13 protein-coding genes and 1 pseudogene are annotated in these 13,365 nt (G+C 73.9%); 8 read left to right on the top strand and 6 right to left on the bottom strand.

Features of this window, described 5'->3' with window-relative positions; translation table 11 throughout:
- From ACFV4F_RS39665 to ACFV4F_RS39655, 3 genes are all read left to right on the top strand, one after another.
- Positions 1–2,581: amino acid adenylation domain-containing protein (locus ACFV4F_RS39665; RefSeq protein WP_380510224.1), on the top strand; the 2,581-nt coding region annotated here is incomplete at its 5' end.
- Complete coding sequence (locus ACFV4F_RS39660) at positions 2,578–3,261, top strand: formyltransferase family protein (RefSeq protein ID WP_380510221.1); 684 nt, start codon at positions 2,578–2,580, stop codon at positions 3,259–3,261. The genes ACFV4F_RS39665 and ACFV4F_RS39660, both read left to right, overlap by 4 nt.
- Positions 3,262–3,403: 142 nt before the next feature.
- A complete protein-coding gene (locus tag ACFV4F_RS39655) occupies positions 3,404–4,054 on the top strand; it encodes a hypothetical protein (RefSeq protein WP_380510218.1) in 651 nt (216 codons plus the stop codon).
- A 7-nt stretch (positions 4,055–4,061) separates the two neighbouring features.
- Here ACFV4F_RS39655 and ACFV4F_RS39650 read toward each other — a convergent pair whose 3' ends face one another.
- Both ACFV4F_RS39650 and ACFV4F_RS39645 read right to left on the bottom strand, forming a co-directional pair.
- On the bottom strand, positions 4,062–4,553 hold the full coding sequence (locus ACFV4F_RS39650; protein WP_380440464.1) for a hypothetical protein: 492 nt from the start codon (positions 4,551–4,553) through the stop codon (positions 4,062–4,064).
- A gap of 220 nt (positions 4,554–4,773) precedes the next feature.
- Positions 4,774–5,604, bottom strand: a complete 831-nt coding sequence (locus ACFV4F_RS39645) for an SAM-dependent methyltransferase (protein ID WP_380510215.1) — start codon at positions 5,602–5,604, stop codon at positions 4,774–4,776.
- A gap of 137 nt (positions 5,605–5,741) precedes the next feature.
- On the opposite strand from ACFV4F_RS39645, the gene ACFV4F_RS39640 reads away from it, so the two are divergent.
- Positions 5,742–6,611 carry a DUF1906 domain-containing protein gene (locus tag ACFV4F_RS39640; protein WP_380440384.1) on the top strand — a complete coding sequence of 290 codons (870 nt, stop codon included), beginning with the start codon at positions 5,742–5,744 and terminating at the stop codon, positions 6,609–6,611.
- 60 nt (positions 6,612–6,671) lie between these two features.
- The gene (locus ACFV4F_RS39635) at positions 6,672–7,172 is read left to right on the top strand and encodes a CPCC family cysteine-rich protein (RefSeq protein WP_380510213.1); all 501 of its coding nucleotides are present in this window, start codon (positions 6,672–6,674) and stop codon (positions 7,170–7,172) included.
- A 99-nt stretch (positions 7,173–7,271) separates the two neighbouring features.
- Here the strand turns inward: ACFV4F_RS39635 and ACFV4F_RS39630 are convergent.
- Positions 7,272–7,519, bottom strand: a pseudogene (locus ACFV4F_RS39630) (transposase); the annotation flags it as partial.
- 129 nt (positions 7,520–7,648) lie between these two features.
- Between ACFV4F_RS39630 and ACFV4F_RS39625 the strand changes: the two are divergent.
- Positions 7,649–8,911: an RNA-guided endonuclease InsQ/TnpB family protein gene (locus tag ACFV4F_RS39625; protein ID WP_380510210.1), complete on the top strand. Its 1,263-nt coding sequence runs from the start codon at positions 7,649–7,651 to the stop codon at positions 8,909–8,911.
- A gap of 41 nt (positions 8,912–8,952) precedes the next feature.
- Positions 8,953–9,132, top strand: coding sequence for a hypothetical protein (locus ACFV4F_RS39620; RefSeq protein ID WP_380510207.1), 180 nt, complete (start codon positions 8,953–8,955; stop codon positions 9,130–9,132).
- Between the two features lie 8 nt (positions 9,133–9,140).
- On the opposite strand, the gene ACFV4F_RS39615 is transcribed toward ACFV4F_RS39620, so the two are convergent.
- Together ACFV4F_RS39615 and ACFV4F_RS39610 are read right to left on the bottom strand one after the other, a co-directional pair.
- Positions 9,141–10,199 carry a CU044_5270 family protein gene (locus ACFV4F_RS39615; protein WP_380510204.1) on the bottom strand — a complete coding sequence of 353 codons (1,059 nt, stop codon included), beginning with the start codon at positions 10,197–10,199 and terminating at the stop codon, positions 9,141–9,143.
- Entirely contained in the window at positions 10,196–10,870 is a 675-nt protein-coding gene (locus ACFV4F_RS39610; protein WP_380440378.1) for an RNA polymerase sigma factor, read from the bottom strand. Before ACFV4F_RS39610 ends, ACFV4F_RS39615 begins: the two co-directional genes overlap by 4 nt.
- A 310-nt stretch (positions 10,871–11,180) precedes the next feature.
- On the opposite strand from ACFV4F_RS39610, the gene ACFV4F_RS39605 reads away from it, so the two are divergent.
- Positions 11,181–11,723 (top strand): hypothetical protein, encoded by a 543-nt coding sequence (locus tag ACFV4F_RS39605; protein ID WP_380510201.1) that lies wholly within the window; start codon positions 11,181–11,183, stop codon positions 11,721–11,723.
- Between the two features lie 72 nt (positions 11,724–11,795).
- Here ACFV4F_RS39605 and ACFV4F_RS39600 read toward each other — a convergent pair whose 3' ends face one another.
- Complete coding sequence (locus ACFV4F_RS39600; RefSeq protein WP_380510198.1) at positions 11,796–13,109, bottom strand: diaminopimelate decarboxylase; 1,314 nt, start codon at positions 13,107–13,109, stop codon at positions 11,796–11,798.
- Positions 13,110–13,365: the final 256 nt, after the last annotated feature.

Here is a 13,365-nt window from a genome sequence, read left to right as displayed (position 1 = left end):
CGGCGTCGACCTGGACGTCCCCCGGGGGAACACCCTCTGCGTGATCGGGCCGTCCGGCTCCGGCAAGTCGACGCTGCTGCGCGCCGTCAACCGCCGGGGCGCTCGCCGCCCCGGGCCGCGGCCGGGGGGGGGCGGGGCCCCGGGGGCGGCCGCGCGGGTCTCGGCGGCGCTCGCCGGGGCCGTCGGCGCCCCGGCCCGGATCATGGTGCCGGTCGACCTGCGCCGGCACGTGCGGGCCGCCTCCGCCACGGCCAACCTCACCCTGCCCGTGTTCCTCGACGTGCCGCCCGGCCAGGACCCGGACACCGTCCACCGCCGGCTGCTGGACGCCCTCGCCGAGCGGCGGGAACTGGCCACCGGCACCGAGGCGGCGCTCGCCCGGCTCCCGCTGCCGGCGGCCGCCGCCCTCGTCCGCGCCTCCAGGGCCGCGGAACTGGCCCGGCACCGCCACCTCGCCTCGGCGATCGTCTCGCACGCCGGCCGGCTGGACCCCGCGGAGTTCGGCACCGACGCCTTCACCGCGACGACCGCCTACGCGCTGCCCGTCCACGCGCCCCTCGTGCCGTTCAGCGTCGTGCTGCTCGAACTGCCCGGCCACACCGAGCTGGTGGTCTCCGCCCGGGGCGCCGCGGACGTGGGCGAGCGCTGCGACGCGCTGATCGACCGCATCGCCGAGGCGCTCACGACCGGCGAACCGGCCACTGCTCCACGGCAATTGCAGCCCGGCGCCGCCGAACGGCTCCTCACCCCGGGCCCCGAGGGCCTGCCACCGCTGGACACCACCGTCGTCCAACTGTTCCGCGCACAGGCCGCCCGCTCCCCACAGGCCACCGCCGTGACCGGCGACTGCGCGCACTGGTCGTACGACGAACTCGACCGGCGCTCGGACGCCGTCTGCGCCGCACTGCTCGCGCGAGGCGTGCGACGCGGCGAGGTCGTCGGGGTCCTCGCCGACCGCACGGCGTACGGGCTCGCGGGCGTGTGGGGCGTCCTCAAGGCGGGCGCGGCGTTCCTGCCCGTCGACGTCCGCAACCCGGCGCGCCGCGTCGCGGAGCTGCTCGGCGACGCGCGGGCCCGGTACTGCCTCGCGGAAGCCGCCTGGGCGGGCCTCGCCGAGGACTTCGACGGAACGTCGATTCCCTTGGAGAGCACGGCAGACAGCCCGATCGACGACCAGGCGCGCGAGACGGTCGCCGCCGCCGCGCCGGGCCCGGACGACCTCGCCTACGTCATCTACACCTCCGGCTCCACCGGCCGCCCCAAGGGCGTGCAGGTCGAGCACCGGAGCCTGGTCAACGCCGTCGGCTGGCTGGCCCCGCTCATGCGCTGCGACGAACGCACCCGCGCCGCCTACTCCTTCTCCCCCGGCTTCGACCTGTCCCTGATGCAGATCTTCCCGCCGCTGCTGCACGGCGGCGCGGTCGTGCCGGTGCCCGGCGAGCTCGACCACCTCAAGCTCCGCGACATGTACGAGGGCCGGCTCGCCAACACCCTGTCGCTCACCCCCACCCACCTCGGCCTCGCCGCCCGCCTCGGCATCCGCCCGGCCGGCATCCGCGCCCTGCAGCTCGGCGGGGAGAACCTCACCGCGGCCACCGCCCGCCGGGCGCGCGAGGACTTCGGCCCGCACTGCCTCATCGTCAACGCCTACGGCCCCACCGAGGCCACGCTCGCCTGCACCGTCGCCGTCGTCGAGGACGGCATCACCCGCGGCTCGGCGCCGATCGGCGTCCCCGTGCACCGCACCGGCGTGAGCGTACTGGACGACCAGCGGCGCGAAGTCCCCGACGGCCGGCCCGGCGAGCTGTACGTCACCGGCGCACAGCTCGCCCGCGGCTACCTCGGCCGCCCCGACCTCACCGCCGAACGCTTCGTCCTCCTGCCCGACGGCCGCCGCGCCTACCGGACCGGCGACCTCGTGCTGCGCCTGCCCGACGGGCAGCTGGAGTACGCGGGCCGCGTCGACGACCAGGTGAAGATCCGCGGCCACCGGGTGGAGCCGGCCGAGGTCGAGACGGCGCTGACCGCACTGGCGGACATCGCCCAGGCCGCCGTGGTCGCCCGCGGCCGGACCGGGGACGTGCGGGCGCTGTGCGCGTTCGTCGTCCTCGCCCGGGGCGCCTGCGCCGCAGCCTTCGACGAGGCCGCCGTCCGGGCCGAGCTCGCTCGGACGCTGCCGCCGCACCTGGTGCCCACGGTGGTGCGCGTCCTGCCCGCGCTGCCGGAGACCGCCAGCGGCAAGACCGACCGCAAGGCGCTGCCGGACCCCTTCGGCGACGCCACCGCACCGGCAGGGCCGGGCGACGACCGGGGCGTGGCGGCCGTGACCGCCCGGATCTGGTCGCGCGTCCTGCGCTGCGAGGCCGCGTCCCTCGACGACTCGTCCGACTTCCACGCGCTGGGCGGCGATTCGCTCGCCGTGCTGGAGATGCTGTCGGCCCTCGGCGAGGAACTGCTCGGCGGGCAGCTGCCCGGCGGCTCGGCCGAACGGCGGCTGCTGGACCGGCTCGGACCGCTCGGCGACGGGCTCACCCTGGGCCGCGTCGTCACCGCCGTCGACACCGTACGGAGCGAGGCATGATCTTCGTCGGCGAGGGCGCGCTGCTGTGGCGCGCCGTACGGCACACCCTGGACAGCGGGCGGGCGGTGGACCTGGTCTGCGGCCCGGCCGCGGACGGCGGCGCGGCACCGCCCGGCGTCCGCCACCTCGCCGCCACGGACGTCAACGCGGTCGCGGACGAGCTGGCGGCGGCCTGCACGGACGGGCTGGTCTGGTCGGTCAACAACCGGATGATCTTCCGCGCCCCGGTGCTGTCCGCCGGCCTGCGCGTCCTCAACGTCCACCACGGCCCTCTCCCGGCCTACCGCGGGATGCCCGAAGTCGCCCTGGTGTACGCGATGCTGGGCGGCGAGGCGGAGTTCGCGGCCACGCTCCACCGCGTCGACGAGGGCATCGACACCGGCCCCGTCCTGGCCCGCGAGCCCTACCCGATCGGCGCCGACGAGCCGTACCACGTGGTGATGCGCCGGGGCCTGCAGGTCTGCCACCGGCTCTTCGAGCGGTGCCTGCCGCTCGCCGCGGCCGACCCCGACTGGCCCGGCGACCCGGGTGCCTCCGTGGGGGCGGGGGACGGCGGCTACTACGGCCGCACGGCGCTGGCCCGCCTCCCCCTTTGGCGCGAGCATCCCGAGTACGCCCGCGCCACCGACCTGGGCTTCCTCGCCGGCTACCTCCCCGAACTCGCGGAAGCCCTGGGCTGACGGCCGGGCCGTGCATCCGGCGGGCGGCCTGGACGGGACGTCAGTGTGCCCCACCGGCAGGTGCGGGCGGATTTCGGCGGCGCGGCGGCGGGCGGGTGAGTAGGCTGCCGGGGCCGGTGGGGGTCAGGGGAGGAACGTGCTGATGACGATGGACACTTGCGCGGCGAAGGGTCGCCGGGCGGCTGCGGCTGCGGTGCTCGCCCTGGGGGTGGCGGGCGTGCTCGCGGGGTGTTCCTCGGGCGGCGGCGGTTCGGCGTCCGGTCCGGTGGCTCCTTCGGCAAGTGTCCCGGCTCAGGCCGCACCGGCCCCCGTCACTGGCGCTCCCAGCGCTCCCAGCGCTCCGGCGGCCACGGTCGCCACCGGCGCGAAGCCCGTCGGCAGCCGTCCCGCCGACCCGTGCTCCGTCCTGACGAACGACCAGGTCACCCGGGCCCTGGCCGCCTCGGTCCCGCTCCGCGCGGAGGGCGCGTCGACCGAGGTGGCGTGGGGCTGCACCTGGGGCTCCCGTCAGTCCTTCGTGAGCATCAAGGAGCTGGACGCGACCCGGTTCACGGCCGTGACCACCAACGACCGGTCCGTCTCGTCCCCGGTGCCCGGGGTCGGGGACGACGCCGTCCTGCTCAAGGACAAGGAGGACGGCGGGATGCCGAAGGTCGTCTTCACCCTCGCCGGCCACCACTACAGCATCGAGGCCGTGGCCGACCGCCGCGAGCTCGGCGTCGCCAACGCCGCCCAGGAGGCCGCCGTCGAACAGCAGCTGGCCGCCACCGCGGCCAAGGCGCTGGCGGGCTGACCGGCCCTCACTCCTCTTCCTCCTCCTCGGCCCTGGACAGGGCGTCGGCGATCAGGCGGGTGGCGAAGTCGTGGTCACCGCCGGACATCCGGTTGACGTGCTCGGCGAGCAGGGCGACCATCGCCTCCAGCGGGTTCATCTCGGCGTCCGTCCAGGGCCCGTACTGCGCGCGCCAGAGGTTGGGGCTCAGGCCGCTGCCCGCGGCGATCAGCAGGCCGGCCATCGTAGGGATGACCTCGGGACTGAACGTCCTCGGCATCATCCGCATCGTCGACACGAGGGTCGGCACGATGTGCTCGACGACGTCCTTGTCGTGCTCCTCGCAGACCGTCCGCATCCAGCTCATGTACATGTACACGAGCGTGCACGCGCCGTCCAGCAGCTCGGCGAACTCCGCGGGGCCCAGCGACGCGGCGAACTCGTCGAGCATGCGCTGGCGTTCGGGGTCCGCCCCGGTCCGGCCGTCGTAGATCGCCTTGAGCCGGGAGTCGATCACCATGAGTGCCGTGCTCACGTCGCCGACGGGCGCGAACTGGGGGTCACAGGGCGAGGGCGACGATGACACGGGACTCCTTGTGCAAGGGCCAGGACCGGTGCGCGGCAGGACAGTTCGTAGGGTAGGCGCACCGCCCGGGCCCGGTCCGGCGAACCACCGCTCCCCCGGCGCGGAGCGGATGGCGCGCGCCGGGCGTGCGGGCCGGGGAGCCGGGTCAGCCGGGTCAGTCGGCCGTGTGCTGCCGCACCGCCTCGATGAAGCCCCCGGTGGACGGCCCGGACAGGGGGCGGCCGTAGCTGTCCGCGATCTGGTCCAGGGCGGTGAGGCCGGCCGTCCAGCCGTGCCGGTCGAGCCAGTGGTGGGTGTCGGGGCCCAGGCCGCCGCGCCACAGGCTGGTGACGTGGGCGAGCGCCGGGTCGTGCGGGGTGCGGCTCACGTCCCGGCCCCGCTCCAGCAGCAGCCGGCTGCCCGGGGCCGCCAGGGCGGCGACGGCCGTGAACAGGCCGGCCGCCTCCTCGGCCGTGAAGTAGACCAGCAGTCCCTCCGCGAGCCACGCCGAGCGCCGCGCCGGGTCGAAGCCCGCCGCGACCAGGCGCTCGGGCCAGCGCGGGTCCAGCAGGTCGGCCGGCAGGGCGGTGCGGTGGCCGACGGGTACGGCGCCCGCGTCGTCCAGGACCTTCTGCTTGAAGTCCAGCACCGGGTCCAGGTCGAGCTCGAACACCCGGGTGCCGGCCGGCCAGTCGAGCCGGTAGGCACGCGTGTCGAGGCCCGCCGCGAGCAGCACGACCTGCTCCGCCCCGTCCGCGGCGGCCGCGAGGAGACGGTCGTCGTAGAAGCGGGTGCGCAGGATGCCGTGCGCGACCAGGCCCTTGGCCAGCCCGCTGAGCCCGGGGCGGGGGGCGGCCGGCTCCACTCCGGCGGCGGTGATGAACGCGGTGGCGTACGGGTCGACGAACAGCGCGTCGGGCCGGGCGCTCTCGTAGGCGCGCACCCTGGCGACGGACAGCGCGGTGCGGGACACCGGGCTCAGGGCTTGGGGGGTGTCGGAGGTCATACCGTGCAATCTAGCCGCCCGCCCGGAGCCGCTCCGGGGCCTTTTCGGCCCCGGCGGTGTCCCGATTGCGGGTGAACGGGCGCGGCGCGTCGGCCCGGTGACGCAGCGGATGCCCGGCGGGCCGCTAGGACAGGTGGATGCGCCTTCCGTCCCTGGCCGCGCTCCCCGCGGCGGCCGTGCTCCTCATGCTCCCCGGCACCGCCCACGGGCTCGCCCCCGTGGCAGCCGCGGTACCGTCGGTCTCCCGCCCGTCTCCTCTCGCCGCGCCGCTGCCGGAGTACCGGTTCACCGGCGCCGGGTTCGACGCCTGCACGGCCCCGCCGCTGGAGGCCCTGTCCGTGTGGCGCACCGCCTCGCCGTACGGCGCGGTGAACATCTACAGCAGCGGTCGCCAGCGCGGCTGCGCGCAGCCGCGGCTGACGCCGCAGTGGGTCACCGAGGCCCGCGCGATGGGCTGGAAGCTGGTGCCCACGCACGTCGGGCTCCAGGCGCCGTGCGCCGAACGCGAGGACAAGCCGCTGCGCATCGATCCGGCCCGGGCCGAGGAACAGGGCGGGCAGGAAGCCGACGAGGCCGCGGCGGCCCTGCGGGCGCTGGGCCTGGGCGCGGGCAGCCCCGTCTACCTGGACATGGAGGCCTACCCCGCCGACGACGCCGAGTGCAGCCGCGCGGTCGTCGACTTCACCGTCGGCTGGACCGAGGCCCTGCACGCCGCCGGCTACCGGTCCGGCTTCTACTCCAGCCTGAACTCCGGCATCGCCGACATCGTCGACGCCGCCCGCAGCGGCCGTACCTCCCTGCCCGACGCCCTCTGGTACGCCCGCTGGGACCACAACCCCACGACCACCGGCCAGCCCGGCCTGCCCGACGACCTGTGGACCGGCCACCACCGCATCCACCAGTACCGCGGCAGCGCCGACGAGACCTACGGCGGCGTGACCCTCAGCATCGACCCCGACCAGCTCGACGGCCCGGTGGCGGGCGGCTTCCGGGGCGAGGACGGCTGAGCGGGCCGGGCGGCGAAAACCCGGTCGCAGCGGGGCCGGTGCACGGATCAGACTGGCCGGATGGATACCCGTCGTCCCTGCCCCTGCTGCGGCCACCTCGTCCTCAACGTCGAGGACGGCTGGCCCGGCTCCCATGAGATCTGCCCGGTCTGCTTCTGGGAGGACGACGGGGTGCAGTTCCGGTGGCCGTTCACCCCGGGCGGCGCGAACCAGGTCTCGCTCGTCGAGGCGCAGCGGAACTTCCACGCCTACGGGGCCAGTGAGGAGCGTAGGCGGCCCTTCGTGCGCCCGGCGGCCGAGGACGAGCCGCTCGACGCCGCCTGGCGGCCTATCGACCCGCTGACGGACCGGTTCGAGGTGTGGGACGGCGGGCGCGGGCGGCCCTGGCCGGAGGACAGGTCGGTGCTGTGCTGGTGGCTCCCGTCGTTCTGGGGCTGTCCGGAGGAGCCCGATCCGCCGCCGGCCCGGCGGGTGGTCATCGACGTGGGCCCGGTGCGCGACGTGCGGGGCCTGCACGCCGTCCTGAAGCGGGAGCTCGGGTTCCCGGCGTTCTACCTCTGATCTTGGCCAGTGCTCCGCCCTTCAGGGCGGGGGGGGTGAAGGCCATCCTTGGGCCGCACGCGCGAAGCGCCGGAGGGTTCTGCGCCTCCGTGGCGACGGTCAGACGGGACGCTGCTGGTTCTCGATGTACTGCTTGACGGTCAGGGGCGCCCCGCCGCACGGTCCGGCGAAGTAGGAACCGGACCAGAGGTGTCCGCCCCACAGGTACCGGCGGACGTGGGTGTCGTACTCTCCCCCAGCCTTCGGCTGGGAGGTGCCCCCAGGCGGAGCCGCCGGGAGCTGACGCCCTTGAGGGAGTTGGCCAGCTTGGAGAGCTGGACTTTTGGTGGGTAGTGCACGAGCAGGTGTTGGTAACGAAAACCAAGTGAACGTGCAGGTTGTAGACAACATGCGACCGGTTCTGACATCGGGATGAGGGCCCCGGCGTGGTGACACAGACCAACGCTAGGCTCTCGATTGTGAGTCAAGACACCCTGGTGAAGCGGCAGTTCGGGCATCGTGCCCGGCTTTCGCTGTCTCCTGCCGGGGTGTTGAAGACCGACGATCAGGCGCACGCGGCCCGCACCATGTGGAATCTTCTCCACGCCTGGTGGCAGATGATGCCGAAGCAAGAGCGGACTCTCGCGAACGCGGACGCCGCGATCCGACAAGCCCGCGAGGACATCGACTTCCTAGCCGTCCTGCCCGCGCAGGCCGCGCAAGCGGTACTCAAGACGTACTTCCAGGCGTGGAAGAACTGCTGGGAGGGCCGCGCCGACGCCCCGAACTTCAAGGGCCGGTTCCGCACGGTCATGTCCGTGGACATCCCGCAGGGCCGCGACCTGAACATCACCCGCGTGCACCGCCGCTGGGGGCAGGTCAACATTCCCAAGGTGGGCCGGGTCCGCTTCCGGTGGACCAAGGACCTGCCCGTGGGCAAGCGTGCCAACGCGGAGAACCGGATCACCGGGGCCCGGCTGGTCAAGGACGCGCTCGGCTGGCACATCGCCTTCCGAGTCCAGACCTCGGAGGTCAAGCCCGATCCCCACCAGGGACCAGAGGCCGGCATCGACGTGGGCGTCACCGTGCCCATCGCCCTCTCGGACGGCGAAACGTACACGCACGGCGAATGGCTGACCGGCAAGGAGAAGGCCAGGCTCCTGCACCTGGAGCAGCGCGCCGCACAGCGCAAGCAGCGCCGCAAGCCCGGCGAGCCGACCAGCCGCCGACTGCACCACACCTACGACCGGATCGCAGGACTCCGCGCGAAAGCCAAGCGCCGGGCCCTGGACTGGCAGCACCAGACGACCACCGCCATCGCCCGCGCATACGGCACGGTCGTGGTCGAAGCACTCACCATCACGAACATGGTCAAGTCCGCCAAGGGAACCATCGAGGAGCCGGGGAAGAACGTCGCCCGGAAGTCCGGACTGAACCGCTCCATCAGCGGGGAGGCATGGGGCCGTACGGTCACCATGCTGACGTACAAGACCGCCCAGTACGGCGGCATCTTGGTCAAGGTCCCCTCCGCCGGCACCTCCCGGCGCTGCTCGGCGTGCGGCCACACCACACCCGGCAGCCGGGAGTCCCAGGCCGTGTTCGCGTGCAAGAACCCGGACTGCGGCTGGTCGGGCAACGCCGACCACAACGCGGCCCGGAACGTCTTGCACCTGTACCGGATGGGCCTCGCGCTCATCCCGGTTGCCGGGAGGGCAGTCGTCAGGCGCGCGAAGCGCGTCAAGCCCGCTGCCACAAGGTAAGCAGGAATCTCCCGGCTTCAGCCAGGAGAGCACTCCAAGGCATGAGCTGGGACGCGTTCTGGGACGCGGTCACCGGGCTCGTCGTGATGCCGCGTGAGCTGGTCTTCACGGGGTGGGCGGAGCTCGAAGGCAGCACCCCCGTGGCTGCCTCCGAGCTGCGCCGGCTGCTCGGGCGGTTCGGGACGACGTCGCCGGGCTTCAGCGTCTCGTACCGCCCGTAGGTTCCGGGTCAGTTGGCCGGTTCGGCCTCCGGCTTGTCGACGATGGCCGAGGTGAGGACGGCCGAGGCGTACTCGTAGCCCTTGCCGTTGCCGGCGCCCGGGGACGGGGTGCCGGCGGGCGGGAGGCCGTCGGGGCCGCCCGGCGGGAGGTCGGCGAGGAGGACCTCGTGCACGCCGAGGAAGGCGCCGGTGGTCTTGTCGAAGACCAGGGCCACGCGCATGGTGCCGTTGGTGCCGACCACCGCGACGCCGTGGCGGCCGGCCGCGTCCGCCTCGTCGGCGACGACGGCCGTGCCCGGGATCTTCGCGGCCGCCTCCATGAGCGCGGCGGCGACGGCGGGCGGTGCCGCGATGTTCTGGAAGATCATCTGGACGTCCCCGAAGGCGAACTGATTGTACAGCTTCGGCGTCATCGGCATGCCCGCCACCATCTTGGAGCGGTCGGCGGAGAGCAGTTGCTGCAGGAGCTGCTGCGGGTCGGTGGGCAGGGAGGCGACGAACTCGTAGGTCGGGGCGGAGAAGCCCGCCGTTCGCGGGGCCCCGGAGGAGGTCGAGAGCATGGCGGGCCAGTCGGTCCGTCCGCCGCCCATCGTCGGGTCCAGGATCAGGCCCTGGGACCTGCCGTCGACCGACATCCACGACTTGCGCTCGTGCTTGGTCTCGCGGGCGCCGTCCTGGATCTCGCGCCGGTAGACGAACTGGGCGCCCTTGGCGCCGGGGTCGGGGCTGCTCGCGGCGGCCTTCGCGGCGCGGGCGAGCAGGCCCGCAGGGTCGGTCGGCTCCGGGAGCGGGGTGGCGGTGGGGCTGGCACTGGGGCTGGGGGCGGACGAGGCCGGGGCCGACGGGGCGGCGTCGCCGTGGTGGCGGTCCGGAATGGCCAGGGTGACGGCCGCCAGCGCGCCGACCGCCAGCGGGGAGGCGACCAGCCACACCAGCCTGCGCCGCGGCTTCGGCGCCTTCGTCTCAGCGGCGATCTCACTCATCAGGTGCTCCTTCAGAAACCGTTGGCGGTCGGCGGGGAGCAGCTCGGGCGAGTTGTTCGGCGAGTTGTTAGGCGAGTTGTTCATCGGATTTCCTCCTGCAACTCCTGCGACTCGTGCGACTCCTGCAACTCCCGCAGCGACCGGGCGGCTTCGAAGCCGCCGACCCGTACCTGTCCGGTGGCGGGAGCGGGTTCCCGGCGGTTTGCCGGCTCGTTGAGCTTGGTCTCGGCGAGGGTGCGCAGCCGGGTGCGTGCCCGGGACAGGCGCGAGCGGACGGTGCCGACCGGGACGCCGAGGGCCTCGGCCGCCGAGGCGTAGTCGAGCCCGACCCACACGCAGAGGCGGAACACTTCGCGTTCGGAGCGGCGCAGTTCGGGCAACGCGCGGCGTACGGCGGCGAGTTGGGCGCTGTCGTCGATGCGGGAGACGAGTTCGTCGGCGAAGTCGGGCACGGCCTCGCGTTCGGCGAGGCGGGCCATCGCGGCGCGGTGCCGGCGGGCGGCCCGGGCGGTGTTGCGCAGCACGTTGGTGGCGATGCCGAAGATCCAGGGGCGCAGGTCGTCGTCGCCGTCGTGCAGTTTGGCGCGCAGGCGCCAGGCCTCCAGGAAGGTCAGCGACACCGCGTCCTCGGCGGCCGCCCAGTCCCCGAGGGTGCGCAGCGCGTAGCCGTACACGGCTTGGGCGTGTGCGTCGAAGACCTCGCCGAGCGCGGCCTGGTCGCCGGCGCGCAGGCGCGCTCGTTGTGACAGTTCCATGTCCCTCCCTGTCCGCGGGCCGCGCGGGGTTCCGTGTGATCCGCGTCACGCGCGTGTGGCCGGCGGGGGCTCGGCGTCGATTCTCCGGTGGTGCTGCGGAAGTTTCGGAAATCGGGGACCTCGGGTGCGCGCGGGACGGGGTCGCGCGGGGGTGTGCGGGAGGCGTGTACGGACTTGTACGGGATACGGGACCTCACCGGGCCGCTCCCGGCAGGCTTGGGGCGTCGGGGCGGGACAGGACTGCGCCCCGGCGGGCGACATGGCAATCCGGCTCGTGATCCGACGTGAAAGGCGGGCTCACATGCGGTCCATGCTCCAACGGGTGTCCGGCGCGGCCAGGCGCCGCAGCCTCGCGCTGATCGGCGCCCTCACGGTCTCCGTCGCGATGGTCGCTTCCGCGACTCCGGCCAGTGCGACGATCGGGTGCACCGGCGGCGACGGCTGCAACCACCAGACGACGATCTACATGGACGGCGGCAACTACACTCCCTACCACGAGTGGTGGGGGCCGTTCACCGTCCTGAAGATGCAGGGGGACGGGAACCTGGTCCTCTACTGCACCAGCAACGGCGAGCCGAAGTGGGCCACCGGGACGGTCAACTCCAACACGACCTGGGTGAACTTCGAAGGCGGGTCGGGCGGGGGCAGCATGGTGATCTGGACGAACCAGGGGCCGTCGGGCAACGTCGCCCTGTGGTCGTCGCTGACCAAGCCCCCCACCCACAGCACGCGCGGCACGCAGGCGATCGTCCAGGCCGACGGCAACTTCGTCATCTACGACGGCTCCGGCAACGCCCTGTGGGCGTCGAACACCTACCGCCGCTGTCCGGGCACCGAAGGCTACTGGGGCTGACCCGGCCGGCCGTTCACAGGGGCGCCGTCACCTCGCGGTTCGAGGTGGCGGCGCCCCTGTGCGTCCGGCGGGTCAGCGGACGGCGGGCAGGAGGTCGTCGGTGGTCTGGGCGGGGCGCAGGAGTTCGAAGTGCACGGTGCCGTCGGGGTCGACGGTGAAGCCGTGGACGGCGGGTTCGGGCAGGCTGTTGTACTGGAAGTGGGTGGTCGCGTAGTACGCGCCGGTGTCGAGGAGGGCGACGAGGTCGCCGGGTTCCAGGAGGGGCAGCGGCCGGGCGCGGGCGACGAGGTCGCCGGCGAAGCAGCAGGGGCCGGCGATGTCCTGGGGGACGGGGTCGCCGTACTTGGCGGCGCCGGAGGGGTGGTGGGCGGTGATGCGCAGCGGCCAGGCTTCGGGCATGAAGACGGTGCGGGTGGCGACCTGGGCGCCGGCGTGGGTGAGGGCGATGTGCCGGCCGCCGGCGGTCTTGGTGTACTCGACGTGGGCGGCGATGAAGCCGTTCTTGGCGAGCAGGGAGCGGCCGAATTCGGTGACCACCCGGAATCCGCCGCCGAACAGGGCGGGGGCGTGGGTGCGCAGCCGCTCCGCGTAGGCGGTGTAGGTGGGGTCGGTGGTGTCGTCGGTGAAGTTGACGGGCAGTCCGCCGCCGATGTCGATGCCGGTGATCCGGCGTCGTCCGAGTGCGTCGTTGACGTGTTCGGCGAAGGCGACGGCCTTGGCGACGCCGTCGGCCATGAGGTCCGGGGGGCAGCCCTGGGAGCCGACGTGGACGTGGATCCAGGTGAGCCAGGGGTGTGCGCGGTAGGCGGCGAGGAGGCGTTCGGCGTTGCCGTCGTCGGCGAGCGGGATGCCGAACTTGGAGGTGGCGGTGGCGGTGGACATCGCGCCGATCGTGCCGCCGCCGATCTGCGGGTTGATCCTGATGCCGAGGCGGGAGCGGGAGGGGCGGGTGCGCAGGAGGGCGTCGACGCGGTCGAGTTCCTGCCAGTTGTCGATGTTGACCGCGGCGCCGAGTTCCAGGGCGCGGGCGAGTTCGCCGCGGGTCTTGGCCGGGGAGTCGTAGACGATCCGCGCGGGGTCGAAGCCGGCCGCGAGCGCCTGGGCGAACTCGCCGGGGCTGGCGACCTCGCAGCCCATGCCGAGGTGGCGCAGCCGTTCGAGGAGCGGGACGAGGCAGTTGGCCTTGGCCGCGAAGGTGTGCAGTGCGTGGACGGAGTCGGGGAAGGCCCGGTGCAGGGCGGTGACGCTCGCCTCGACGCCGTCGAGGTCGACGAAGGCGGCGAGCAGGGCTTGTTCGGGGTCGAGGAGTTTGCGCTGGACGGCTTCCCGCAGGACGCGTTCGCGGCGGGCGGCCGAGGGGTGGTCGGGTGACTGTCGGGTGGTCATGGTGCCCTGCTCCGCTGGGTGTCGTCGGTGGGGCCCGGGAGGGTTCGCGGGGGCCTGGGTCCAGGCTGCCGGGCGCCGGGGGGCCGTGTCTTCGTCCCACGGCGCGGATGTGCGGGGTGCGGGCCGTGTCGTGGCCGGGGGCGGCGGGCGGGCGGGGGGGCGCGGGGGGGGGGGCGGCGGGGGGGGGGGGGGGTGGCGCGCGCGTTCGCGGCTACAGGGCGGGCGGGGCGAGCGCCGCGGAGTCGGAAGCGCCCGG

The sequence above is a fragment of the Kitasatospora sp. NPDC059722 genome (assembly GCF_042733235.1).
Classification (GTDB): Bacteria; Actinomycetota; Actinomycetes; order Streptomycetales; family Streptomycetaceae; genus Kitasatospora.
This window is presented reverse-complemented; position numbering and strand designations above follow the sequence as displayed.